Genomic DNA, 24758 nt, shown 5'->3' with positions numbered 1-24758 from the left:
AGGCGTGCCCGGGAAATAGCAGGCCGTCTTTTAAACATGAGAACCTCGTCGTCCTTCTTCACGTTGCGATGTCTGGGGAATGTCCAGATTCAGGCGGCTCAGGGCGCGCCGATGCAGGAGTACGCCGCCGAGCAAACCGATGAGCACGACGCTGACGAGCGTCGCCACGAGCAGCAGCAGAATGTGACTCGCGAAGAACCACTCGATGGCGAGCCGAAGCGGCAAGGACCCGATGAAATAGCTCTGATCCTTGTTCAGCGTGGTGAGGATGCCGTCATTCACGACCACGAGGCTGCCGCCTATCGTGTCGTCGGCACGGTAGTGGCGGGCTTGCAGCGCGTCCACGACCGCACTGAGGCCACCCGGCGTATTGCCCGATACGACCACCACGCTGCGGCCATGCGCCAGCGGCGACTCGAGACCGGCCACCATGCCGTCATGGTCGTCGCTGCGATAGAGCGCGGCGATGTCGGCTTCGCGCCTGGCTTGTGTCTGGCCGCCGGTTAGCTTGTCCCACCACCCGGCGAGCCCGTTGCCCGACGCCGCCGCCGGAGTGAAGAACCCGCGCGGCAAATCGCTGCGCCACGTCTTGAGCACAGGTTGGTTGTCGCCCGACGCCAGCACGAGCAAGTCCTTTTGCCGCAGCGTTTCGACTTGGGCCGGATTGCCCACCGTCACGCCCAGAACCGGATAACCGGTGGCCTGACCCATGCTGCCCATCAGCGTCAGATACGCGGAGTAGTCGTCCGCGGCCGGCTGCGTGGGCAGAATCACCGCGGTTTCGGACAGATCGGCGAGGCGCGTAAACGGAAAGCCCGCGTTGGCGAACGCGCCCAGATCCGGCATGGCCGTGTAACGCGGCAACTGCGAAATATCGATCGTCGAAGTCGGATCGATGGCGCTCAGCAGCGGGCCGCCGGGCACGTCCTGCCAGTGGTCCTTCGTCTTGACCGACTCGTAGCGATAGTCGAATTGCAGCGTCGTCAACGGCGGCAGCAGATACGTCGGAATCCGAACCAAGGCATGGCCGTCCGATGCGTCTCCGGGTAGCGGCAACGCCGCGATCGGCGTATTGCCTGCCAGCACGTGCAGCGCCGAATGAGTCGACTCGGGGCGCGCCGTATAGCGATAACGCAGATTCAGCACCGCGCCGCTGTTGTTGAAACCGAACAAGCCCGGCGGCAGGCGCAGGTCCACATCGATCGCGCCGGGGCGGAAACCCTGGATCGTGAACCGGTCCGCTGGCAACAGTTCGCCCAGTTCCACCGGGCGGTCGCCCGGCAACCAGTTCGGTGCGTCGAAGGGCTTGCGCGGCGCTGCCGAAACCTGACCGTCGATGCGGACCTGTGGCCCTGCGAGCGTCTTCGCGCCCAGCACCAGCGCCAGCGCCGCCGTGCGCAGTTGCGGCTCGTCGCGGCCCGTGACCAGGAGCAGCTTGCCGCTGGGGTCGTTGGGGTTGGGCACGATCGCCAGCGTCGGACCATCGATCGCGAGCGGGGCCAGGCCCAGCACCGGCAACTCGTCGCGCAGCGCCAGCACGACGGCATGGCCATGTGCGGGCAGCGCGCCGAGACTCGCGGCAAAGTGCGAGCCGCGATAGCCCGCCTGCGCGCCCAGCCACGAGGCCACGATCCCCGCGGATTCGAGGCGCCTCGCGCCCGGCGCGCGCGGCAGCACGACGGGCAGTTTCACCCTGCGCACGTCGCGCCCGTCGACGAACGGCGCGGGCAATTGCGACAGGTCGCTCGCGAGCGCCGCCGGCGCCACGGTCAGTTCGAGCGCGCTATTCGGGCCGGCTTTCAGCCACAGGTCGGGACTCAGCGGATCGTTGCCTTGATCGCTGGCCTTGCTATGAGCAATCAGTTCGAGGTTGAGGTGATTGAACTCGGTGAGCAGCGACACCGGCAAATCCACTGTCACCTGCGTCGACGTGCGCGGCGCAGGTTCTGGCAACGCAATCGTCGCCCCCACCACACTGTTGAGCAGCACATTGAGGTGCGAGAGCGCGGGGAGCAACGTGGGCGAATAGCGGTAGTCCAGCACGAGCCGCGCGCCGACCACGCGCTCGTCACGGCGCACACCGAAGTCCATGCCGCCATAGGCGTCCTCGCCGAGCAACGTCAGCCCTTGCGCAGCGCTTTGCCGCAGCAGCGGGATGCGATAGGTATAGGTATCGCCAGAGTCGGTAGCGGGCTGCGGCTGCGCTGATGAAGGCGCTTCGGCCGTCACGGCCTGCGACGCAAACGACGGCGCGGATGCGGCTCGCGCGATGGGCGGCGCACTCGCGGCGAGCGCAACGTTGGCGCCGAGCGCGAGCACGGCGAGCACCGAACCCAACCGCGGCGCCAACCGGCGCGTGCACGCGAGGGCGCGCAAAGGCAACAGATAGGCGCGACTCACGACTTCGATCCCAACTCGCCCGCCTGCGCCTCGGCCGAACGCGCGAGACGTTCTCGCGAGCCCATCAGCAGATGCCGGAACAACTCCTTCAGGCCGCGCATGCCGACGCCGAGCACCTCGAGCAGGCTGCGCAACGGCCGGTCGCGACGATAGCGGCCCCAGGAAGCAATCCAGCTGTCGGCGCGCGAGAACGTCACGCGCATCAGGTCGCGTTCCTGATCGATCGTCAGGGCCGGGAAACTCACGCCCACGGTGCGCCCGCGGCACACCTGGACCTCGGCGGGGAACTTGCCCTCGTAGTCGTCGCGGAACACCGAGACCACGACGCGCTCGCCGCGCTGCGGCAGCGGCGCGTCCTCGGGCAGCACCAGTCCGAGGCCGCCGTGCGAATAGTCGCTGGTCTGGCAGACGACGCGACGCCCGTCGGCCAGACGGATGGCGGCCGGCAACTCGATCTGCACGCGCGGCATGAGGCGCAGTTGCCTCGACTCGGACGCCACGCCTGCCGCCGCGCTCAGGTTCATGACGTTGTAGATCACCCAGATCAGGTTGAACAAAATGCTCATCGCCTCGGGCCAGCCGGGACTGCGGATCAGACCGGTCACCCCCACCGCGAACCCGGCGAGGTTGATGAGCAACAGGCCGATGTAGGGCCGCGCCATCGCCCAATCCAGGAAGGACTGTCGGATCACGCCGCCCTTGGACGTCACGTTGAAGCCTTTTCTGCCGGGAAACAGCACGGCCTGGAGCGCGGGCAGAATCACGTACCACGCCAGCACCGTTTCGTAGACCTCGCTCCAGAACGAATGGCGGAAGCGTCCTTGAATGCGCGAAGCGCCGATGCTCGAAATCACGAGATGCGGCACGGCATAGGCCAGCACCATCAGCGCCGACGCATGAAAGACATGCGCGCCGAAGAACAGATAGGCCATCGGCGTGATCAGGAACACGATGCGCGGCAAGCCGAAGAAGAAGTGCATCATCGCGCTGAGGTAACACAGCCGTTGCGGCAGCGTCAGCCCCGAGATCAACAGCGGGTTGAACTGGCGGAAGATCTCCGCCATGCCGCGCGCCCAGCGAATCCGCTGACCGATGTGGCGGCCCAGGCTTTCGGTCGCCAGACCCGCCGCCTGCGGAATGGCGAGATAGCCCGTGTTGTAGCCCTTCATGCTCATCTTGAGCGCGGTCAGCGCGTCTTCCGTGACGCTTTCGGTCGCCACGCCGCCCACCTCGTCGAGCGCGGAACGTCGCAACACCGCGCAGGAACCGCAGAAAAACGCGGCATTCCAGAGATCGTTGCCGTTTTGCAGCACGCCATAGAACAGGTCGCCCTCGTTGGGCACCTTGCGGTAGGTTTCGAGGTTGCGCTCGAACGGATCGGGCGAATAGAACACGTGCGGCGTCTGCACCATGGCCATCTTCGGATCTTTCAGGAACCAGCCCATGCAGATCTGCAGAAACGAGCGCGTGGTGACGTGATCGCAGTCGAACACGGCGATGTACTCGCCGTGGGTCTTCGCCAGCGCCGCGTTGAGATTGCCCGCCTTGGCGTGCGTGTTGTCGGGGCGAGTCAGATAATCCACGCCGGCCTGCTCGCAGAATGCCCGGAACTCGTCACGACGGCCGTCGTCGAGCAGGTACACGCGCAGCTTGTCGGCCGGCCAGTCGAGCAGCGTCGCGGCCAGCACCGACTGCCGCACGACTTCGAGCGGCTCGTTGTAGGTGGGGATGTAGACGTCCACCGTGGGCCAGGCCGACGTATCGGCCGGCAGCGGCGCAGGCCGGCGATGCAGCGGCCAGAGCGTCTGGAAGTAGCTGCACAACAGCATGAGCACCGCGTAGCCTTCGGCCAGCAACAGCAAATAGCCGAAGGTCCTGTCGAGCGAGTTGGTGAAGGAGAGGGTCTGCGTCACGCGCCAGTACAGGTAGCGCAGCGACATGAAGACCGACAACGCCACCAGCGACACGGTGAGGACGCGGCCGCGAATGCGGCTCAGGGCGATCGCGACGCTCATGCACAGAATGGCGAACACCCACTGCTTCGACAAAGCCAGATGGACCGTCATGGCCGACGTGAACAACAGCACGGCCGCCAGCGTCACGAGTACGCGCGACCAGCGCGACGCGAGCAGGGACGCACCCGCTTGCAGCAGTTTGTCGTCCCAGTCTCCGGCATCGTCGCTTTGCACCGCACCGGCCGGTTGTCGTTGCGGCCGCATCGATTTCTGTTTGACGATCATGGCGCCCCACGCTGCGCAACCTCGCCGCGAGGCTCATTGCGTTCCATGAGGCGCGCAAACACACTGGTCAGCGCGGCAGACTGCTGCACAGCGACGACAGGCTCGGGCGTGGGTTGAACGACAGGCTGTGCGGGTGCGGCCTGCTCAGCCGGGGGAGGTTCGGACGCGGTTGCAGGCGTGGCGCAAACCGCGTCGGGTGACGAATCAGTCGTGTCGGGCGCATCGGTCGTAATGGGACCATCGGCCGAATCAGTGGCGTTGCTCTGCGCCAACGCCACTGGCGCGACGGGCTCCGGCTCCTGCGCGTGCAGCATGGACCAGCGCCCACGCAGACCTTGCATCTGCTCCGCCCTTTCCACTTCCTGGTACTGCGATGGGCTTGCGTCCGCTACCTCGAAAAGATTCGCAATGTCCGATGCGCTGCTCATGCCCCGACCCCGTAGTATTTGTTGTGCTGTCCATCAAAGCGCGTCATGCGCGCCGCACGTTTTGTGTTTTTTTACTGACCTGCCGACCTGCTGACCGCTACTTACCGAACAGGAAAACCAGCGTTCCCGACGCATCCGCAGGACCTGCCGTGGTCATTCGCAACTGCGAATCGGCGCCCAGCTGGTGCATCCATGCTTCATAGGCCCCTTCGAGGAACGCCGCGGCCCACGCCACATTCTCCGCGCCGAATACGGCCTTGAGCGGCGCGTAATAGTGCGTGAGCACCAGCCAGTCCTGAGCCTCGCGTATCTCGACCTGGCCCCAGTCCAGCTCGCCCCACACCTGATTCATGGCCTCCCGCATCGCGGCCACGGTCCCCGCCTCACCAAGCGCATATTGACGCGCGAATTGCCCGCCCGCGGCACGCATGAGCTGGGTCAAAAACCTGGGCGTCAGGTTCTGCGTCAACTCTTGTGTGAGGAACGACAGGAACGGACGCCATTGCGGTGCTGGCATGGAATTCATCACCTATTCATGCGCCCGGAAAGGAGGCGCATCGGGTCAACAGAACTTGCAGAAGCGGCCATGGTCACCATTCGCGCAGTGACCGGCGTTAAGCGCAGGCGATCTTTGTGGGTGATTCCGGAAGGACGGGAGATCAACTGACGCGCGCGGCGGATTATACGTATGATTCTCGCCAGGTTTATTTTTTAATTTGTCTGCAGCGCTCGATTTGTCACGTCTGCACGACAAATAAAATACGAAAACGTTTGCGCGTAAAAATGGGCGCGCTAATTTAACGCGGCACCGCATTCACTAGTCCAGATCGCCAGCTTCCCCGAATACGAAACTTGAATTCAGTCGTTTTCATTTTGAATGTGATCTGCCCTGCACGCCAGGGTATGAGGTCAAACAGAATTATCTTTTATGAGCATCCGTCCGGACGCGAACGCGCGGTCGAAAGAATAGCACCATTAGATGCACTGCTAAGCATGTTCGGCGTGCGCGCATTAACCCACCTGGATTCTCGAAATATTCGTGCCGAAGTGTAATTTCCGCCAATTCGATCAGCTGCAAACGTTTGCAGCTGATCGCCGTGGCCGTATGGCTGCCGCCGCAATACCCGCTCCAGCGAACGCGCACGCGGCAGACACAACGGCGACGGCGCGCAGCGCGTCGATCATGGCGTCCGCTTGCGCACGCGCCACCAGCGTCCCGTGCGACGTGTTGGCGCCGTTCGATGCGATCCCGCCTTGCCCGTCCGGCTCCAGCAGTTGCCCCTTCTGGCGTGCGTCCACCGGCACGTGCAACGCGTCGAGGCGCGCCGAGAGCGCTGCGTCATGCGACCACACGAACACGATGCCGAGCACCGCCACCGCCAGCAGGCTCGCCACGCGCGCAACGGCGTTGTTGATGCCGGACGCGACGCCGGTGCGCTCGCTCGACACCGAGCCCATCACGGTCGTGGTGAGCGGCGCGACGGTAATCGTCATGCCGAGCCCGAGCACCGCGAGCGCAGGGAAGAATCCGGTCCAATAGCTGCCGCGCACGAACGGCAACGCCAGTAGCGTGAACCCGATGCCGGCGACGCCCGGGCCAACGGTCAACAGGGCGCGTGATCCAAAGCGGCTCGTCAGCCCACCGGTGAAGCGCGACAGCAAACCGATGATGACGGGCACCGGCAACAGCGCCGCGCCCGCTTCGGTCGCGGTGAAACCATGCGCGCGGATCAGCGTGAACGGCAGGAAGAAGAACGCGCCGCCCAGCCCGAAATAAAGGAGCAGTGTGACGAGGTTCGCGCCGGTGAAGTCGCGCGAACGGAACACATCGAGCGGCATCATGGGGTTAGCGCTGCGTGCTTCGATCATCACGAATGCGGCGAGCACGAGCACGCCGGCGCCCATTGCGCCCAATACGAACGGATGCTGAAAGCCTCGCGCCGACGCCTGGGTCAGGCCGAAAGTCAGACTGGCGAGTCCCCCTGCCGCGGCCAGCGCGCCGGGCCAGTCGAGCTGCCCGGGCGCATCGAGCCTGTGGCTGTTGGGCACGGATGAAATGGCGAGCGCGATCGTTAGCGCGGCTAGCGGGACGTTCAGGAAGAAGATCGCGCGCCAGGAAAATGCATCGACGAGCCAGCCGCCCGCCACGGGCCCCACCGCCGACGTGATCGCGCCGACGCCAGCCCAGGTGCCGATCGCCCGTCCACGCGCTTCGTCGTCGAACACCGCGCCGATGATCGCGAGACTGCTGGGTACGAGCAGCGCCGCGCCGATGCCTTGAACCGCGCGCGCGGCGATCAGCGCAGCCGCATTCGGCGCCAGGCCGCAAGCCGCCGACGCCAGCGTAAACAGCGCGATGCCCGCGATGAACACTGTGCGGCGGCCAAGCTTGTCCCCCATCGACCCGCCGACCAGCACGAGGGAGCCGAGAAAAAGCAAATACGCGTTGACGACCCATTGCATCGCCGCGACGCTCGCTCCGAGTTCGCTCTGAATGGACGGCAGTGCGACGTTGACGACGGAGCCGTCGATGAACGCCATGCTCGAACCCAGGATCGTCGCAGCGAGCGCAAGACGCTTGCGCCGGCACGGACGGTCGACTGTGGTGGGCTGCGTGCGGATGACGAGCTCGTCGCACGGGCTCGCCTGCACGGAGACGACATGCGCGCCCTTCCGCTCGCTTTCAATAAGATCCGGGTTGGCCAAGTTCGCTCCCGCGTGGATCGATCGTGACTAGAGTCTGTTGATGCCAGGGCCGCCAGTCAACCCGGGCGACCGCATCTCGGCCGGCCGCGGATCACCGTGCGGACGCGATCCAGACCAGGCTGGTATATATCGATCTGCCGGCCACAGCGCTGCGACGGCCCCCATTTCGCCACACGCTTGTGCGCGACCGCGCGAATGGCCTGGATCCTTCATGACGCGCCCTTACTCATCACGCATGTCGCGTTGCCCGCTGCTGGCCAATGTGTTGGCCCTTCTTGTTGCCGCGCTGCTATCCGGCTGCGCGATGGTGCGCGTGAACTCGCTCGGCCCGCAGCAATACTTTGCCATGCGTCGGGGAGATATTCTCTCGACCGGGCAGTTGAGCGCAGCGACACGGGCCACGTTGCGGGTTGCGGCCCTGGACGAAAGTTCGTGCCAGAGCGCGCCGCAAGCGTGTATCGACACGATCGGAACCGTCGGCGGACTCAATACCGGACAGCGCCTTGCCAGCCTCGCCGAGTTATCGCTCCAGATGGCGCTTGAGCAAACGCCGCCCGCTGGCACCCCCTGGACCGACGCTCAATTCGATTCGTGGCTCAAAACAGCGCGATACGCTTACGCGTTCCTGTTCCTGGGCCAACGCACGGCTGGCGAACGGGCATTCGAGGACCGCCAGACGCAGGTTCGCGACTACTACAACTATGCGGTCCAGGAGCTTGCCGGTGCGCTGTTTCTGCGCGGCACCTCCGAAGCGAACGCCAGCCATCGCGACCCGGAGAAGCAGTTCATAGCAGGCTGGACCGTTCATATCGACCTGCGCGAGGTCCGGCTCCCCGAGGGCGTACGCGAACTCAGCGAAGTCATTCCCGCCTCGGGACTGTCATTCGCGGGACTCCACAATACCTATCGCCGGGACGGCCTGGGTGCGGATCTGGTTGCGGTCACACAGGCCGCCCAGTCCGACCCGGATAGCACCAGGACTGACAGCGCGACTAATAGCGCGACAGCCGGCACCGCGACAACGGCTGAGGACAATGCGAATGCGAACGCACGCGCAAGCATCTGGTTCGCACCCGGCTCGCGTCCGTTCAATGAAATGCCTTCGCCGAACGTCACCGCACTGCTGTCGTTTGGCGAGGGCACGCTCGAGCAGGTGCTCGATTCGCACGACGTGGTGTTCTCCGCCTACGATCCGTTTCGCGTAGAGAGCGTAGAACTCAACGGCGAGACAGTGCCGCTCGCGGCCAACTTCAGTGCGGGCTACGGCATCTGGCTTGCCCGCTCCGGCTTTGCCAGGCAATCCTTGCGTTCGCTGCTCGGCCGCACGAGGGGCATCGATCGCCCACGCATTTACATGATGCAACCCTTCGATCCGGACCGGCGCATCGTTCTGATGCTGCACGGATTGGCCAGCAGTCCCGAGGCATGGGTCAACGTCGCCAACGACATTCAGGGCGACGAAATGCTTCGGCAGCATTTCCAGGTCTGGCAGGTCTACTACCCGACCAACATGCCCATACTCGTGAACCTCGCGAGAATACGACAGGCGGTGCAACTGACGCTCGCGCATTTCGATCCCGCAGGCGAGCTGCCAGCTTCAAACGGTATGGTGCTGATTGGGCACAGTATGGGCGGTGTGCTCGCGCGGTTGCTCGTCTCGTCCTCCGACGATGTTCTGTGGGTAACCATCCAGAACAAGTACCTGCCCGAAGGTATCGACATCGTGCGCGAGGATGAGCGGCTCAATCGTCTGCTGCGCTTTACGCCGATGCCACAGGTCGAGCGGGCGATCTTCATCGCCACGCCGCACCGCGGCACGCCGTTCGCGAGCAATCGCCTTTCTCGCTGGGTCGCAAACCTGGTGCGCTTGCCGCTTACGCTGTTGAAGGAGATCGACGAGATGCTGCAGACCGCCACCAACGCGGATAGCACCCAGCGGGCGGGCAAGACCATCCCGGTTCCCAACAGCATTGAGCAGTTGCGGGAGACCGATCCGATCATCCAGTCGATTTCACGACTGCCGATCAGCCCAACGGTGTGCTTTCACTCGATTATTGCGCGGCGCCGTGAGACGGGCCCGCTTGAGGATTCCGATGATGGGGTCGTCCCGTATCGCAGCGCGCACCTCGACGGCGCGCTCTCCGAAAAGGTGATCGTTTCGGGACATAGCGTTCAGGAAACACCTGAGGCGATTTTCGAAATCCGGCGCATTCTGCACGAGGATATCGAGGTGTTTGATAACCATGGTGCTTGCGCACGTATTAGCGCCAATTGAACCGGCAGAGTTCTAATCCGCCGCCATGCGCTTTCGCGCGGTCATGAAAGGTCCGGTCGGCTGGCGCGCCGGTGCGAAGCGGTCGAAGCCCACGGGTCCGGGCATATCGATATAAACCGCCTCCATTCCCTGCCGGCTGTAGCTTTCATGCCAGAAGCCCGCGCCGCCGCTGTCGCGCAGGAATTCGCCCCACCAGCGCGAATGCGGCGCGCTCCGAGTAAACGCCTCGAGGCTTTCGAGGTCACGCCAATACTGGCGGATACCCACATGATTGAGCGCGAAAAGAAACTGCTCACTCGAGAGCAATCCGGCAGGCGGATTCAACTCGATTTGCCGCAAGCCTTTGCCGATGCCGAACAAGGTGGCGATCCCCCGCAACCGGCGCACGCGAAAGCCCAGGATGATGACCACAAGATTCGGGTACGTGCTGAGGTCGACGGACCTGCGGGTAACAGAGGCTTGCATGGCGGCTCCCGGCTGCTTACGCTGTAAGCATAGTCCCAGATGATTACAGTGTAAACAGCGATGAGCGATTCGATATTGTCCCTTCGTGACCGGCTGGTCGACTGCGCGCTGGCCTTGCTCGAACAGGGCGAAAGCGACCTCAGCCTGCGTGCGGTTGCGCGGGCGGCCGGCGTTTCGGCGATGGCGCCCTATCGCCATTTCGAGGACAAGACGGCGCTGATGGGCGCCGTCGCGCTCAAAGGCTTTGCCATGCTGGAGGCGGACGCTGCGCGGGCCAATGAATCGGACGATGCGCGCGAAGCACTCGCCGCGCAGGGCGTGGCCTACGTTGGCTTCGCCCGCGCGCATCCCGCGCTGTTCCGGCTGATGTTCGCCGATGGGGCCGGACTCGCGCTGCCCCATGAGGATTGCCGGGGCGCTTATACGTTGATGGCCCGCCGCGTGGCGGAACTGGCGCCGAATGGGGTCGAGGCTGGCGCGCTCGCTTGCTGGGGGCTCGTCCACGGCCTCGCGACGCTGGCGCTCGACGGACGCATTCCGGCCGATCCTGCCGGAGAGCGAATGGCGATTGCCCTGATGACGCATGCGCTGAAGGTCGCGCCGCCTGACCTCGTCGGTTTCTGACGCGGCATTCACAGCACGCGCATTCACCCGCACGCGTACGATTGCGAGCAACGCGATAACGACGAGAGAGGAGCCATGGCGATCGAGGAATCCCCGAGCGGTGTGCAACAGTCCGGCCCCAAAGTCGCGCTTGCCTTGCAAGGGGGCGGCTCACACGGCGCCTTCACGTGGGGCGTGCTCGATCGATTGCTCGAATCGACTTCGCAGGCAACGCCATTCAATGTCGCGGCGATCAGCGGCGCGAGCGCGGGCGCAATCAACGCAGCACTTTGCGCAGCAGGCCTCGCCAGCGGGGGAGCCACGAAAGCGCGCGAGATGCTGCGCGCCTTTTGGGAGTCGGTGTCGCGCGCCGGGACACTGGCCGGCAATGCGCTTTTCGGCTTTTCCGAACCTGGGCCGTTTGGCCGCTGGAATATCGACTGGAGTCCCGGCGCCATTTTCACGGAGATCGTGGGACTCGTCGCTTCGCCTTACAACAATCCCTTTTATCGCGATCCGCTCGGCCCGGTGATCCGCTCCGCGCTCTCAGAATCTGACCTCTCTACGCTCAACGCGAAGAGCGGCAGCCCGCAGCTTTTCATATGCGCCACCAATGTACGAACCAACGAGCGCGCCATCTTTACGCAACCCGAAATATCCGTCGACGTGTTGCGCGCTTCCGCGTGCCTGCCGAGCGAATTCCGCACTGTGGACGTAAAAGGCGTGCCGTACTGGGACGGCGGCTATCTCGGCAATCCGCCTTTGGCGCCACTGATCGCCCACGCGCAGGACTTGATTCTAATCCTCGTGAATCCGTTCAAGCGCGAGGACATGCCACCGAAAAATGCTCGCGGCATTCTGGACCGGCTCAACGAAATCGGCTTCAACGCTTCAGTGGTGCTGGAGATCAATGCGATCGAAGCGGTCAACCGTGTGCTCGATTCGGTTGGCGAGCAGGCCGCGAGCCAAAGCCGCTTCAAGACCATCCGGTTTCACCTGATTCGCGACGACGACTTTCTCGCGCAGTTCGGCTTCGTCTCCAAGAGCAGCACGTCCTGGGCGTTGCTCAAAATGCTGTTCGACCGTGGACGCGAGATCGCCGACCTGTGGCTCAAGAAGGATTACGCCAAGCTCGGACAAACGTCTTCGCTCAACGTCAAGGATGCGGTGCTCGATCCGACGCTCAAGCAAGGCAGCGGTCCGCCCACGCAGTAAAGCGCGTGGCGTGACGTGAAGTTCGGACCTGGATCGGGAGAACGGGGCTAGTGCGCTGGCCCTGCTCGCCTTGGGGGAGCAGATAGATACCGGTCGAATATATCGACGTCGAAACCGCAGTCCAGCGCGATGGCTTGCGTATGGTCGTGGTCGGCGGTGTTCCGAGTCCCTGGAGCGAAGCGGCCAAGGGCATCCTGCACATCAAGGGTATCGAGTGGGCTGCCGCGCGACTCGCCTACGACAGCGAGACACTGAAGCAGTGGGCCGGGGAACTGAGCGCGCCTGTGCTCATGATCGGGCAGGAGCGACCGCGCCGCGGATGGGCGGATATTCTTCTGCTTGCGGAGCATTTGGCGCCCCCACCGTCGTTGTTGCCGGATGATCCCACCGAGCGTGCTCTGGCTTTCGGCCTCGCGCATAAACTGTGCGGTGAGAGCGGTTTGGGGTGGTCGCGCCGTTTGCAGCTGATTCATGCGGGCTTGCAGAATGACGGTGGCTTTCCCGACCGGGTCGCGAAGTATCTGGGCAAGAAGTACGGGTACAGTCCGGAGGCCGGTGCCGCTGCGGCCGACCGCGTGAAGGCCGTGTTGGGAATGCTGACCACGCGTCTGAAGGCGCAGCGCGAGGCGGGCTCCTCGTATTACATCGGCGATTCAGTGACTGCGGTTGATATCTACAGTGCCACTGTCCTGGCGCTCTTTCGCCCGCTACCGCATGACGTGTGTCCGATGGACGCTGGCGTGAGGACTGCTTTCGAAACACGGGATCCGGAGACCGACGCGGCGTTGGATCACATCTTGCTTGAACATCGCGATCTGATGTACGCCCGACATCTTGCGTTGCCGATATCGTTGTAGGTGAACGGAGCAAAAATAGGTGAACACAGAATTTTCCAGACTTCCCGTCTACTTCTATGGCTACGACGACATAGAAACGTTTTGCTTGTCTAAAAGAGAGCAACTGATTCAAGAAAACATAGGCTTGATACTCGGCATCTTGCGCGGAGGCGCCATACCTGCCCTGATGCTTTCGCAGATGTTGGGCCTACCCGTGGACTTCGTACACTACGATCGTCGGGAGGAAAAGGCTGAAATCAACAACAAGAAAGTGTTTGATCTTGTCGACGGCTGCATCAAGGACGGCAAGAGAATCCTGCTGGTGGACGATGTTGCCGGTGTTGGATATACGCTGGCGAATTGCCAAAATTATTTGCTCTCTTTTGTGAAAGACGAGTCTTTGATCAGGGTACTGACATTGGTGCACCATGCCAACAGCAGAGCAAAGGCTGACTTCTACAAAGACTGCTCACCAGTGCATGCAATATTGCCGTGGGAGAGATATGTCACCAGCCGCCAGTGCTTTGATGATTTCGCGAAGGCGGAAGCGGCACTCCCCGAAGATCAACGCTATAAAAAGACACTTGCCATCGACGATTCCGCCTACCCGTTGAACCTGCAACAGGAATGGAAGGTAGATTGTCGCCTGGAATTCACGGGCGACCCCCACTCACTCTTGAAAACCATCGAAACCGTAGGACCAGAGGAAATTTATTGCAATAACGAAGCTCTGATAGGAGTCGTTCTTAAAGAATTTCCGTTTTCCATCATATATAAAACAATTAACAACAAACGATACAGAATAAGCTCTTTTGATTAGCGATCGACTCCCCACTCGCCACCTCGGCCAGTACGCCTACTGGCACGTTGCAAGCAAACGGACGCTTGCGCGTTACGAACGATTGCGATCGTCTCCAGGGTGTTTGCGCCACTTGTGTTCGCCAGATCACATACGCCGCTAACTATCCGGCCTTTAATTTCCTCATATGTGTTCGAAGGAGCATCCGTAAAGCGCCTGCCGTTGGCGCTTCACGTCAGCTTAAGTCCGGCGTCGCTTCGGTGTGCGCCGGGGGGCTGGCTCGCGCGCCGCGGCAGTCTGGACACGCTACGATCTCGCATCCTGTGCCTGGCTATCCTGATATTTTGACAAGTGCTGCGCCGTTCATCGTCCAGGGAACAGGAGTGAATGATGCCGGGTCTACTTTCGTTCATTGTCAGGACCCTACTGCGGCCAGCGCGCAAGCCCGCCACGGTGTCGACGCCCCCACCAGCACCGTCGTGGCAACTGCCCCAGGACTTCTCCCGTCGGGAACTGGAGCAGGTCGAGCGTCATCGGCACGCGGTCAATCTTTCCGCATTGCCCAGCGCCGCCGATGCCTGCGGCCTGGCCATCTCGGGCGGCGGCATACGGAGTGCCGTATTTTCGTTAGGCATCCTTCAGGCTATGGCGGACACGAATACGCTGAAGCACTTCGACTATCTTTCAACGGTTTCAGGCGGCAGCTACATCGGCGCTTTCTATGGCAGTCTTTTCGTTCCGGACGAACTACGCGCGGGGAATTTGCGGCTTGCGCAGTCCGCTTACATCGCTCAGGCCCAAAGCGCGTCGGGCAAGTTATGTCCGGACGCGGCGCCTACCGCTGCGGACGCGGTCACGCCCATCGCCTATTTGCGCGACAACTGCAACTATCTCGTGCCGAACGGTTTGAAGGACTACCTTCAATACCTTGTGTTCTCGATGAGAAACTGGTTTGCCGTACAGTACGTAATCGGCGTGTCGCTCCTGACGATCCTCCTTGCGTTTGGCCTGCTGGACTTCGCTGTGCACGGTCTGGCCGCACAGCTCCTCGGGCCGCCCTTGCCAGCATCAAACGTCTGGTGGTTCTACGTACTCTCACCCCACCCTGCGACGTGGTTGACACATCCCTCGATGGCCGTAGCGGATCTCAAGCAATTGCACCTGGTCTCGCCTGAAGTGTGCTGGTCTCCGCTGCTCTCGTCCGTCCCCGACGTCTGGTGTTCCCCGCTGATCGTGGGCGACCCCTGGTGGGCTCCGCTGCAATCGGCCGTGCCCGACATCTGGTGGGCGCGCTCGCTGTTGCCGGCGGCCATCGCCGCCTTCATCGCCGCATTTGTTTTTTCTCCGCTCAGCCGCGCCTACTGGCTGACTCAGAACCTCGCACAGAAAACGGGCTTCGTCGGAAAGTGGCTGCCATTCATTTCGCTATTCGTAGTCACTTCACTGGCCGTCAGCACGATCGCCGTATTCAATCACGGATCGTCAAAGCCGGTCGCAACGCTGCTGCTCGGCCAGCTGACGCATCCGTCCGGCAAGCTTCTCGCCGCGTTGTTCGTCATCAGCACGGGCGTGCTCGGCACCCTGTTTCTCGTCATCGCGTGGATGTACGTCGGCAAGCGCGGCAGCGGGTCCGGCAAATCGTGGTACCGCGGCTCGACTCCCTCCTCTTCGCCGCGCTCGGATAGCCGCGCCTTCGTTGACCGCTTGCGCAATGCGCTCACGAACGCGTTCACAACACCGCTTCGTCTCTGCGGACATCGTGTCGGCGCCGGGCCGATTCAGATAGTGCTCTGGATGCTGCTTCTCGCACTCGTCGACGCACTCGGTGGACTCACCTACGAAGCCACCCGCCATCTCTCCATGAACTTCCTGAGTGCGCCGAACTCTGGCCCACTGGGCGCGCTGGCCGGCATCGGCGCCGTGCTATGGAGTCTCGCCCGTTTCCTGCTAGCGAAAGGCGACAACATCGTTGGCGGTCTCAGCAAAATCCCGCGCCTCGTTCTCGCTTCGGTCGCCGCGGTCTTCGCCGCGCTCGCCACGCTGGCGTTCTGGTCCGCCGTGGCCCTCTCGATCTCGATGGTCATATGGCGACATTACGGTAACGGCCAGGACTACGCCTCGCGCCTGGCGATCCTGTGTGGCGCCTTTCTCGTGCTAGCGATCGTGGATGGCCTGTGCATCCAGTTCCTGAACCTCTCGACCTATCAGCGGCTCTACAGCACGCGCCTGACCCGCGCCTTCCTGGGCGCGACCAATGCCGCGCGGCTGAACATGCCCGCCATGCGTGACGTGACCAATCTCGTGGCTGGCGACAGCATCACGATGGCCGAATATTTCCACTCCCGCAGCCATGCGCCGGTTCATCTCATCAACGCGACGATCAACAAGACGATCGACTGGGACTCGTCGCTGGTGCAGCGTGGCGCCCGCGGGCTCGCCTTCAGCATCGGGCCAGCCGGCATGACCGTGGGCGCCAGGCTCGGCGTGCTCGAGTGCGAATGGGAAAGTGCGAACGATATTTCGACGCCGGCCTGTTACGTCCGTGGGGAATCGCGCACGCGTGACATCTGGCTCGAATCGATGACGCTGGGCGACTGGGTCGCCATTTCCGGTGCGGCTGTGAGCACTGGGCTCGGCCAGAATACGCACGTTGGTTACTCACTGCTGCTTGGCGTGGCGAATATTCGCCTCGGCTATTGGTGGGATACGTTTTCGAAGCCATTCCAGCTGGGCGCGGTGAACTTCGAGCGCAAGCGTGTGCCGATACCCGACGCGAACCTGCCTCACCGTTTTCTCTCCGAGAAGCTCTTCGGCACGCAGTTCTGCCTCATGGACGAACTGATGGGCGAATACGACGGGCCCCGTGGCCGCCGCTGGTATCTCACCGATGGCGGTCATTTCGAAAACACGGGCGCCTACGAATTGCTGCGTCGCAAGCTGAAATTCATCGTGCTGATCGACAATGGCTACGATCCAAAATACCAGTTCGGCGATATCGCAAACCTGATTCGCCGCGCGCGCGTCGATTTCGGCGCCGAAATACGCGAGCCGCGCACACGGCTCCCCCTCCCTTCCTGGTTCCGCCTGAATCCGGCCCATATCGCCTTGTCGATTGGAGAATTCAGGAAGAAGCGAAAGTTCCTCGCGCTCCAGTTCGCCGTCACCTTCGCCAACGGGAGCAACGGGCAGATACTGGTCATCAAGCCGCGCGTCACGTCCGCCGCGCCGCCGGACGTGCGGGAATATCGGAAGCAGAACCCCTCGTTTCCCAACGAGACCACCGCCAACCAGTTTTTTGACGACGTCCAGTGGGAATCGCATCGCGAGTTGGGATATTCGCAGATGCGCAACCTGCTGTCGCTGTGAACACGGAGGTGCACATGTGTTCTATCCCCTACGACGCGTCGTGCGACGCGCTCAACTCACCGGAACTCAGGCCGACAGTATTCACTGCCGAAGGCAATTACGACATTGACGGACTGTGCGCCGAGTTAGCGCGGCTTGCCTACATACGCTACGAGAATGGCGGTGCTGACCTCCAGCGACTCGAACAAGCGCTCGCGCTGGTTGGATTTGAGGGCGCCGTTCCCTTCAATAATGCCGACGACGACACGCATGGCTTCGGCGCCGTAAGGCACTCCGATGGCCTCGCCCTGCTCGCATTCCGGGGAACGGAACCGCAGTCGCTCTCCGATATCGCTCTCGACCTGAAAGGCAGCTTGACGGAGTGGACAGAGAGCGCCGGTCAGGTTCATGCTGGATTCGCATGCGCCGCCCGCGGCTTGCGCGAAGCGGTCGATGACTGGTTGCAAGCGACCGCTACGACGCGAACCCAACTCATCTTGACCGGCCATAGCCTCGGTGCGGCCATCGCGACGCTCTTTGCCAGCATATGCAAGCCAAACGCCCTGGTCACGATCGGCTCGCCACGCGTAGGCGACGCGACGTTTGTCGCGACGCTCGACGGGGTCGCCATCACGCGTTATGTCGACTGCTGCGATCTCGTCACCGATTTGCCGCCGCCCATTGGCGGATACATTCACGCGGGAGCGTCGAACTACATCACGCGTGTAGGCGAACTGGCTCCGCACGCCGACGATGCATTCGTGCAAGCGGACCGCGCCGCCGCGCGCGAAGATTATGTGCTCACATACGCTTGGCGCATCGGTGATGTCATGGTGCGCGACCTCGCGGATCACGCCCCGATCAACTACGTGAGATGTCTGGTGCCTTGAAACGACACTTCGCCGTCAATCAGACTGATCGCCGTACAACAGTTGCTGGGGAATATTTTTGACTGGTAGTCCTGATGGTTTCCCCGAGCCGGCCGGATAGTCGATCTGCCACACGCGATCGAACACCGTGCCGGGCCACGGGGTCTGGGGTGGCTGACCACCGAGACTCTGCGTGAGCGCTGGGATATTGCCGTGATGCCAGCAAATCAACAGAATCTTTCCGGCATAGTGACTGTCCGAAAGGATTTTGTTGGTGAGCGTACCGTAGTCATCATCCGCGATATCCGACTTGATGGTCATCTGTAATGCTTGCGCCAGTGGCGTAATGGTTTCGACAGGACGATTGCTGTGGTTCGACGCCTGCGTGGCGAACAGGGCATCGGGCTTCCCGAATGTCGCGATGAAATACGGCGCGAGCGCTGCGGCACGTTCATAGCCGCGCATCGAGAGATTGACGCCGTCCTGAGGACTGTCCGTCGCCGGGTCACCCGGCTTTTCCCCATGCCTGATGATGAAAATGGTCTTGGGATAATTGGCCCCATTGGCTCCGCTCATCTTCGGTCTCCCGCTTCATGTTCTTCCCGTCGATCGAGCGCATTCACGCGAGCCACGCTTATCGCCGCGCGGTCTCGAAAGCATAGCCCACGCAAATGGGTTCAAGAAGGTTCGCAAATATAGCGGAATCGTGAGTTGAACGATCGGTTGCCTCGCCGCTAGTTAGACGAATCCCCCTCGCGATGCACGGGTTGCGTCTCCTTCAGGCTCTTCGCGAGCCGCGACGCCTGCAAATAGCCGGGATTTGCAGGCCGCTTCAGGTAACGTCCGGCACCGCGCCGCGCCCGCAGATCGCCGTTCGCCCACACGAGTTCGCCCTGGGAGACCGTATGCGTAGGCACGCCGCGCACCGTCATGCCTTCGAAGACGTTGAAGTCGACGTTCTGATGATGCGTCTTCACCGAGATCGTACGCGTGGCCTGCGGATCCCACACGACGAGGTCGGCGTCGGCGCCGACAGCCACCGTGCCCTTGCGCGGATACAGGTTGAAGATCTGCGCGGCGTTAGTGGAGGTCACCCGCACGAACTCGTTCGGAGTGAGCCGGCCCGTGTTCACACCCTGGTCCCACAGCACGGCCATGCGGTCTTCCACGCCGCCGCATCCATTCGGAATCCTTGTGAAGTCATTGCGTCCCATTGCCTTCTGCGAAGCACAGAACACGCAGTGGTCGGTCGCCGTGGTGTGGAGCAGGCCGCCTTGCAGCCCGCGCCAAAGCGCGTCGCGATGCTCTTTCGTACGGAACGGCGGGCTCATGACATGGGCGGCGGCGCGCGTCCAGTCCGGGTCGCGATAGACGGACTCGTCGATCACCAGATGCCCCGCGAGCACCTCGCCGAACACGCGTTGCCCTTCGCTGCGCGCACGGGCGATGGCTTCGAGCGCGTCTTTCGCCGAAACATGCACGATGTACACCGGCACGCCCAGCACCTGCGCAATGCGAATTGCGCGATTTGCCGCCTCGCCTTCGACTTCGGGCGGCCTCGAAAGCGGATGCGCCTCGGGCCCCGTGAAGCCGCGCGCGAGCAACTGCCGCTGCAACTGGAAGACGAGTTCGCCGTTTTCCGCATGCACGGTAGGCAAAGCGCCCAGTTCGAGCGAGCGAGCGAAGCTGTTCACGAGAATCTCGTCGTCGGCCATGATGGCGTTCTTGTACGCCATGAAGTGCTTGAAGCTCGACACGCCGTGTTCGTTCACGAGCAGGCCCATGTCGCGATGCACGCTATCGTCCCACCACGTGACCGCTACGTGAAAGCCATAGTCGGCGGCAGCTTTTTCGGCCCAGCCGCGCCACTCGCGAAACGCGTCCATGAGCGGCTGCTTCGGGTTCGGAATCACGAAATCGATGATCGACGTCGTGCCGCCCGCCAGGCCCGCCGCCGTGCCCGTGTAAAAGTCGTCGCTCGCTGTCGTGCCCATGAACGGCAGCTCCATGTGCGTATGCGGGTCGATGCCGCCCGGCATCACATACTGGCCGCCCGCGTCGACCACGGTCGCGCCCGCGGGCGCGTCCAGATTTTCGCCCACGGCCTGGATCACGCCGCTTTCGCAGAGCACGTCCGCACGCCAGCTCTTGTCCGCATTGACGATGGTGCCGCCTCGAATCAGGATCGCCATGATGTCAAGTCTCCTTCAGTTGAACGAATTCACGCTGCAGCAACTCACGCGTTTGCCACGCTCGCGCGGCGGCTCTTGCCGAGCTTCATCATCACGCCGTAGGCGAGCGCCGCAATGGCGAGCCCGACGAACCATGCATAGGTGTAAATGCTTTTGAACGCGTCGGGCACGGAGGGAAACACAGTGGGGAACGCGGTGTAGAGAAAGCCCGGCAGATTGGGCAGCACGCCCAGGACCAGCGCGATGACGGCCGCGAGATTCCAGCCGTTCGTGTAGGCATATTCGCCGTTCTCCTCGAATAGCTCAGCAGTATTCAGGCGCGTGCCGCGAACGAAGAAGTAATCGACGATGAGAATACCCGCCACAGGTCCGAGCAGCGCCGAATAGCCGACGAGCCAGGTGAAAATGTAGCCCTGCGTGGTGGCGAGAATCTTCCACGGCATCATCACGATGGCGATCCCCGCGGTAATGAGCCCACCCGCCTTGTACGAGATAGCCTTGGGCCAGAGGCTCGAAAAATCGTAGGCCGGTCCGACGAGGTTCGCGGCGAGATTGCAGCACATCGTGTCGAGCGTGAGGATGACGAGCGCAATGCCCACGCCCACGCCTTCCATGCGGCTCGTGAGATCGATGGGGTCCCAGATCGCCTTGCCGTAGATCACCACCGTGGCCGAAGTCACGACGACCGAGACCACCGAAAGCAGCGCCATCGGAATAGGCAGACCGATGGCCTGCCCCACGAATTGGTCCTTTTGCGTTTTTGCGAAGCGCGTGAAGTCGGGAATGTTGAGCGCGAGCGTGGCCCAGAAGCCCACCATGGCCGTGAGACTTGGCCAGAATGTCGCCCAGAAGAGACCCGCCTTCTTGCCGCCAGCGGCGAACTGGGAAGGTTGCGAGAGCATCGAACCCACGCCGCCCGCCTTCGAACAGGCCCACCACACGAGCACCACGCACATCACGACCTTGATGGGCGCGGACCAGCTTTCGAGCCAGCGGATCGAATCGGTACCGTGCAGGATGAAGTAGAGTTGCAGCACCCAGAACACAAGGAAACACGCACCCTGGCCGATCGAGATGCCGAGAAACGGCAGCGCGTCGCCCACCAGTGCGTTGTGCGTGAGGATATTGGCGAGCGTATAGATGGCGCTACCGCCAAGCCACGACTGGATACCGTACCAGCCGCACGCCACGATGGCGCGCAGCATGGCGGGCAGCTTCGCGCCCTGCGTGCCGAACGAAGAACGCACCAGCACCGCGTAAGGAATGCCATATTTCGTGCCGGCGTGCCCGATCAGCAGCATCGGCACGAGCACGATGAGATTGCCGAGCAGCACCGTGAGCACGGACTGCCACGGCGACATTCCCTGCTCGGTGAGCCCGGCCGCGAGCATGTACGAGGCGATGTTCATCACCATGCCCACCCAGAGCGCAGCGAAGTGATACCAGCGCCACGTGCGCTGCGCCGCGCCGGTTGGCGCGAGATCGTCGTTGTATAGCTCGCTTTCGGCGCGGCGCACGCTCGCGTCGCCTGTCAATGGCTGACTCATGGTTGCAGTTCTCCGTGGCTTGTCGTTGGTCTGGTTCGGTTCGGCTCAGTGCTGTTTCGATGCGTCAGGCGGCTTTCGGATCGGCCACGCGCGCCGGGTTGTTGGGATGCGTGGTCCAGTTCGCGTAGCGGGCCGAGTCGACGCGCTCCATCGTGATGCATTGGTCGACCGGGCAGACATGCATGCATAAATTGCACCCGACGCAGTCGGCATCGACGACCTCGAAGTGACGCTTGCCGTCGCGCGTAGCGGTAATGGCCTGATGCGAGGTGTCCTCGCAGGCGATATGGCAGAGCCCGCACTGGATGCAGCGGTCCTGGTCGATGCGCGCCTTGATGTCGTAGTTGAGGTTCAGGTACTGCCAGTCGGTGACGTTGGGCACGGCGCGGCCGCGAATGGCGTCGAGATTCTCGTAGCCCTTGTCGTCCATCCAGTTGGAGAGGCCGTCGATCATATCGCTGACGATTCGGAATCCGTAGTGCATCGCGGCGGTGCAAACCTGCACGCTTCCCGCGCCCAGCACGATGAATTCGGCGGCGTCACGCCAATCGGAAATGCCGCCGATGCCGGAGATGGGCAAGCCGTGCGTTTGCGGGTCGCGCGCGATTTCCGCGACCATATGCAGCGCAATGGGCTTCGCGGCGGGGCCGCAATAGCCGCCGTGCGTGCCTTTTCCATCCACGGTCGGCAGCGGCGCCATCACGTCGAGATCGACACCCACAATCGAGTTGATCGTATTGATGAGCGAGACGCCGTCCGCGCCGCCCTTCATCGCCGCGCGCGCGCCGTGGCGAATGTCGGTCACGTTGGGCGTGAGTTTCACGAGGCACGGCAGGCGCGTACCCTCCTTCACCCAGCGTGTGACCATTTCGATGTATTCGGGCACCTGCCCCACGGCCGCGCCCATGCCGCGCTCGCTCATACCATGCGGGCAGCCGAAGTTGAGCTCCACCGCGTCGGCGCCGGTATCTTCCACCAGCGGCAGGATCCACTTCCAGTCTTGCTCGGTGCACGGCACCATCAGCGAGACGATGAGCGCCCGATCGGGCCAGTCTCGCTTCACCTGCGCGATTTCCTTGAGATTCACGTCGAGCGGCCGGTCGGTGATGAGCTCGATGTTGTTCAACCCCGCCATGCGCTGGCCGCGCCACGTAGTGGCGCCATAGCGCGAACTCACGTTCACCACGTGCGGGTCGAGCCCGAGTGTTTTCCAGACCACGCCGCCCCAACCCGCCTCGAAGGCGCGGTTGACGTTGTAGGCCTTGTCGGTCGGTGGCGCGGAAGCGAGCCAGAAAGGGTTCGGCGATTCGATGCCGGCAATCGTGCAGCGCAGGTCGGCCATGGTGCGACTCCTTCGTATTGTCTGGATTCGGTGTGTTGTTCGCTTGGCTCCAGCCGCGTAGTTCAAGCGGCTTTGGCGGACTGACTCGCGAGGTAGCGGTCGATCGCGCGCGCGGCGAGCTTGCCGTCCTGCACGGCCTGCACGGTGAGATCGGTTGCGCCATGGCCTGCGCAGTCGCCGCCCGCGAATACGCCTTCGATGGATGTCGCTCCATCCGCATCCACGGCAATGCGCGCACCGCCCGCGGTAAGTTGCAGGGCGTCGAGGCCGATCAGGCCTTCTGGCAAGAGCTTTTGGCCAATGGCTTTCAAGACCATGTCGGCTTCTACGCGCACGATTTGGCCGGTGCCGCGCAACGCGCCGCCCGCATCGAGCGCGGTGCGCTCGAACTCCACAGCCTGCACGCGGGTGTCGCCGGTAATGCGCAGCGGCTTCATCCATTCGGCCAGTACCACGCCCTGCGCGCGTGCGAATTCCTGTTCGGCCCACGTGGCGCTCATCTGCGCCGCGCCGCGGCGATACGCAAGCGTCACCTGCTCCGCGCCCAGCTTGCGGCTTTGCACGGCGGCATCGATGGCCGTATTGCCGCCGCCGATCACCACCACCTTGCGGCCCACCGCAAGCGTAGTAAGATCGTCGGCTTCGCGCAGGCGTGCGATAAATTCCACCGCATCGCGCACGCCATCGAGCGCTTCGCCTTCAATGGAAAGCGATTGCGTGCCGCCGAGGCCCACGCCAATGAACACGGCGTCATACGCGGCCCGCAGCTCCGTAAGCGTGACATCGCGGCCAAGCCGCTGGCCCTGACGTATTTCGATCCCGCCGATGGAAAGCAGCCATTGCACTTCGCGTTGCGCAAAATCGTCGACGACCTTGTACGCCGCGATGCCGTATTCGTTGAGGCCGCCGGGCTTTTCGCGCGCGTCGAATACGGTCAGGCGATGCCCGGCGAGGGCAAGCGTATGCGCGCAGGCAAGCCCCGCCGGGCCGGCCCCGACCACGGCGACGCGCCGTCCGGTCTCACTCGCGCGCTTGAAGAGCACGGGCGCACCGGCGGCTTCGCGCGCCATCTGAAAATCGGTGGCATGGCGCTGCAGCGCGCCGATCCGAACTGGTTCGCCATCCTGATGATTCCGAACGCACGCGCCTTCGCAGAGGATTTCGGTTGGGCACACGCGCGCGCACGTGCCGCCCAGCGGATTCGCGCTCAATATATCGCGCGCCGCGCCCTTGAGATTGCCGTTGCCGATCTTGCGGATAAAGCCCGGAATGTCGATGCCGGTCGGACAAGCCGCGACGCATGGCGCGTCGTAACAGTAATGGCAGCGGTCGGCGGCGATGACGGCTGCGTGGGTGGAAAGTGGCGGCGCGACGTCGGCAAAGTTGCAGCCAAGCTGCTCGGCCGTGAGGCGGCCTGGCGCGATGCCGTCGGCGGCATTCGAGTTGAGCTGGGACATCCGGATGCTCCTTGCGAGGCAAAACACGGGCCCGCCGGC

Annotated in this window: 18 protein-coding genes; 7 read left to right on the top strand and 11 right to left on the bottom strand. The window is 63.0% G+C overall.

All coding sequences use genetic code 11. The annotated features are described in order from the left end of the window. Nucleotides 1-30: 30 nt before the first annotated feature. The 5 genes from bcsB to M3I54_RS23145 all read right to left on the bottom strand — a co-directional run bounded on the left by bcsB (nt 31) and on the right by M3I54_RS23145 (nt 7774). A complete protein-coding gene (bcsB, locus tag M3I54_RS23165; protein WP_254340203.1) occupies nt 31-2400 on the bottom strand; it encodes a cellulose biosynthesis cyclic di-GMP-binding regulatory protein BcsB in 2370 nt (789 codons plus the stop codon). Beyond that, on the bottom strand, nt 2397-4640 hold the full coding sequence (gene bcsA / locus M3I54_RS23160) for a UDP-forming cellulose synthase catalytic subunit (protein WP_254340201.1): 2244 nt from the start codon (nt 4638-4640) through the stop codon (nt 2397-2399). The genes bcsB and bcsA overlap by 4 nt, the downstream gene beginning before the upstream one ends. Then, nucleotides 4637-5068, bottom strand: coding sequence for a BcsR/BcsP family cellulose biosynthesis protein (gene bcsR / locus M3I54_RS23155; RefSeq protein ID WP_254340199.1), 432 nt, complete (start codon nt 5066-5068; stop codon nt 4637-4639). Before bcsR ends, bcsA begins: the two co-directional genes overlap by 4 nt. Before the next feature lie 97 nt (nt 5069-5165). Further along, nucleotides 5166-5585: a cellulose biosynthesis protein BcsD gene (bcsD, locus tag M3I54_RS23150; RefSeq protein WP_254340197.1), complete on the bottom strand. Its 420-nt coding sequence runs from the start codon at nt 5583-5585 to the stop codon at nt 5166-5168. 551 nt (nt 5586-6136) lie between these two features. After that, nucleotides 6137-7774 (bottom strand): MFS transporter, encoded by a 1638-nt coding sequence (locus M3I54_RS23145; protein WP_254340195.1) that lies wholly within the window; start codon nt 7772-7774, stop codon nt 6137-6139. A 211-nt stretch (nt 7775-7985) separates the two neighbouring features. On the opposite strand from M3I54_RS23145, the gene M3I54_RS23140 reads away from it, so the two are divergent. Beyond that, entirely contained in the window at nt 7986-10049 is a 2064-nt protein-coding gene (locus M3I54_RS23140) for a triacylglycerol lipase (RefSeq protein WP_254340193.1), read from the top strand. A gap of 12 nt (nt 10050-10061) precedes the next feature. Here the strand turns inward: M3I54_RS23140 and M3I54_RS23135 are convergent, their stop codons facing one another. Beyond that, complete coding sequence (locus M3I54_RS23135) at nt 10062-10514, bottom strand: monooxygenase family protein (RefSeq protein ID WP_302059090.1); 453 nt, start codon at nt 10512-10514, stop codon at nt 10062-10064. A gap of 60 nt (nt 10515-10574) precedes the next feature. Here M3I54_RS23135 and M3I54_RS23130 point away from each other — a divergent pair, with 60 nt between their 5' ends. From M3I54_RS23130 to M3I54_RS23105, 6 genes are all read left to right on the top strand, one after another. Continuing rightward, nucleotides 10575-11138 carry a TetR/AcrR family transcriptional regulator gene (locus M3I54_RS23130; RefSeq protein WP_254340189.1) on the top strand — a complete coding sequence of 188 codons (564 nt, stop codon included), beginning with the start codon at nt 10575-10577 and terminating at the stop codon, nt 11136-11138. A 75-nt stretch (nt 11139-11213) separates the two neighbouring features. After that, a complete protein-coding gene (locus M3I54_RS23125) occupies nt 11214-12332 on the top strand; it encodes a patatin-like phospholipase family protein (RefSeq protein ID WP_254340187.1) in 1119 nt (372 codons plus the stop codon). 140 nt (nt 12333-12472) lie between these two features. Beyond that, nucleotides 12473-13189 carry a glutathione S-transferase C-terminal domain-containing protein gene (locus tag M3I54_RS23120; RefSeq protein ID WP_254340185.1) on the top strand — a complete coding sequence of 239 codons (717 nt, stop codon included), beginning with the start codon at nt 12473-12475 and terminating at the stop codon, nt 13187-13189. Between the two features lie 19 nt (nt 13190-13208). Next, nucleotides 13209-13988, top strand: a complete 780-nt coding sequence (locus M3I54_RS23115; protein WP_254340183.1) for a phosphoribosyltransferase family protein — start codon at nt 13209-13211, stop codon at nt 13986-13988. Between the two features lie 366 nt (nt 13989-14354). Then, entirely contained in the window at nt 14355-17333 is a 2979-nt protein-coding gene (locus tag M3I54_RS23110) for a patatin-like phospholipase family protein (RefSeq protein ID WP_254340181.1), read from the top strand. Nucleotides 17334-17347: 14 nt separating this feature from the next. Beyond that, nucleotides 17348-18202 carry a lipase family protein gene (locus M3I54_RS23105; protein ID WP_254340179.1) on the top strand — a complete coding sequence of 285 codons (855 nt, stop codon included), beginning with the start codon at nt 17348-17350 and terminating at the stop codon, nt 18200-18202. A gap of 15 nt (nt 18203-18217) precedes the next feature. Here M3I54_RS23105 and M3I54_RS23100 read toward each other — a convergent pair whose 3' ends face one another. From M3I54_RS23100 to M3I54_RS23080, 5 genes are all read right to left on the bottom strand, one after another. Beyond that, nucleotides 18218-18757: a histidine phosphatase family protein gene (locus tag M3I54_RS23100; protein WP_254340177.1), complete on the bottom strand. Its 540-nt coding sequence runs from the start codon at nt 18755-18757 to the stop codon at nt 18218-18220. A gap of 158 nt (nt 18758-18915) precedes the next feature. After that, nucleotides 18916-20373, bottom strand: coding sequence for a dihydropyrimidinase (gene hydA / locus M3I54_RS23095; RefSeq protein ID WP_254340174.1), 1458 nt, complete (start codon nt 20371-20373; stop codon nt 18916-18918). A gap of 44 nt (nt 20374-20417) precedes the next feature. Continuing rightward, nucleotides 20418-21920 carry an NCS1 family nucleobase:cation symporter-1 gene (locus M3I54_RS23090; protein WP_254340172.1) on the bottom strand — a complete coding sequence of 501 codons (1503 nt, stop codon included), beginning with the start codon at nt 21918-21920 and terminating at the stop codon, nt 20418-20420. Between the two features lie 64 nt (nt 21921-21984). Then, nucleotides 21985-23262 (bottom strand): NAD-dependent dihydropyrimidine dehydrogenase subunit PreA, encoded by a 1278-nt coding sequence (gene preA / locus M3I54_RS23085; protein WP_254340168.1) that lies wholly within the window; start codon nt 23260-23262, stop codon nt 21985-21987. 62 nt (nt 23263-23324) lie between these two features. After that, nucleotides 23325-24719 (bottom strand): NAD(P)-dependent oxidoreductase, encoded by a 1395-nt coding sequence (locus M3I54_RS23080; RefSeq protein WP_254340167.1) that lies wholly within the window; start codon nt 24717-24719, stop codon nt 23325-23327. Nucleotides 24720-24758 lie beyond the last annotated feature (39 nt).

Source organism: Paraburkholderia sp. CNPSo 3274 (genome assembly GCF_024206475.1).
Lineage (GTDB): Bacteria > Pseudomonadota > Gammaproteobacteria > Burkholderiales > Burkholderiaceae > Paraburkholderia.
This window is presented reverse-complemented; position numbering and strand designations above follow the sequence as displayed.